The organism is Streptomyces sp. NPDC000410 (genome assembly GCF_040300305.1).
Lineage (GTDB): Bacteria > Actinomycetota > Actinomycetes > Streptomycetales > Streptomycetaceae > Streptomyces.
This window is the reverse complement of sequence record NZ_JBEPDM010000139.1, coordinates 1-1430: the sequence shown is the minus strand read 5'-3', so window position 1 is coordinate 1430 and position 1430 is coordinate 1. Positions and strand designations below refer to the sequence as shown.

Genomic DNA, 1430 nt, shown 5'->3' with positions numbered 1-1430 from the left:
AGCCGGTTCAGGTGGTGTGGCGCCACGCCGTACTGCCGGTCGACGAAGTGACGCTGGATCCGCAGACGACCGACCCGGTGGCCGAACTCATGGCGGCCGGTGGACTGTCGATGGACCTGGGCCGGGCACCACTGCTGGATGTACATGTGGCGGCCGGGCCGGGCACGGACGGTTGGTTCGCGCTGGCGCGGATGCACCACATGGTGCAGGACCACACGGCCCTGGAGGTGGTGCTCGCCGAGGTGGACGCGTTCCTGACGGGGCGCGGTGACGAGCTGGCCGAGCCGCTGCCGTTCCGCGACTTCGTCGCACAGGCGAGGGGCGGCGTGGAGCGGTCCGAGCACGAGCGGTTCTTCGCGGAACTGTTGGGCGACGTCATCGAGCCGACCGCACCGTTCGGGCTGGTCGACGCCCGCGGTGATGGCGCCGGGGTGGTGAGGTCGGAACTGGCGTTCTCATCGGAACTGGCCGATCGCGTACGCGAGGTGTCCCGTCGGCTGGGAGCCAGCCCGGCGACGGTGCTGCATGTGGCGTGGGCCCGGGTGCTGGCAGCCGTGTCGGGCCGTGAGGACGTGGTGTTCGGGACCGTACTGTTCGGGCGCCTGAATGCCGGTGCCGGCGCGGACCGGGTGGCGGGTCCGTTCATGAACATGCTCCCGGTGCGGGCGCGCGTGGACGAGGTGGGTGTGCTTGCGGCGGTGACCGCCATGCGCGGGCAGCTGGCCGAGTTGCTGGAGCACGAGCATGCGCCGCTCGCGGTGGCGCAGCAGGCCAGCGGCGTGCCGGCAGACGCCCCGCTGTTCACCTCGATGTTCAACTACCGGCACAACACCGGGCGCCGTAGCGGACAGAGCGAGGCAGGGAACACGGACGAACGCCTTGAAGGCATCAGGATGGTGTTCACCCAGGACCGCACCAACTACCCCCTCTCGATCGCGTTCGACGACGACGGGGAAGCGCTCGTTCTTGCCGTGGACGCGGTGGCCCCGATCGACCCGACCTCGGTGTGCGCGATGCTGCGCACGGTGGTGGAAGGGTTGATCGACGCCTTGCAGGGGACGTTGGACGGTGCGCCTGACCGTCTGCTCGGCGCGGTGGATGTGCTTGATGCCGATGAGCGGCGTCGGGTGTTGGTGGAGTGGAACGACACGGCGGCCGAGGTCCCGGCGGTGTCGGTGGTGGAGCTGTTCGAGGGGTGGGTGGCGCGGACGCCGGATGCGGTGGCGGTGGTGTGTGACGGGGTGGAGGTCTCGTACGCGGAGCTGGACGCGCGGGCGAACCGGCTGGCGCGGTATCTGGTCGGTCAGGGTGTGGGTGCGGAGTCGGTGGTGGGTTTGTGTCTGCCGCGTGGGGTGGAGATGCTGGTGGCGGTGTTGGGGGTGTGGAAGGCGGGGGCCGGGTATTTGCCGGTGGATCCGGAGTATCCGGCC

1 protein-coding gene is annotated in these 1430 nt (G+C 70.1%); it reads left to right on the top strand.

What is annotated here, in order from left to right; genetic code table 11:
- Positions 1-14 precede the first annotated feature (14 nt).
- Positions 15-1430, top strand: a 1416-nt coding sequence (locus ABT342_RS38110) for a condensation domain-containing protein (RefSeq protein WP_351584217.1), incomplete at its 3' end; no start/stop codon positions are given.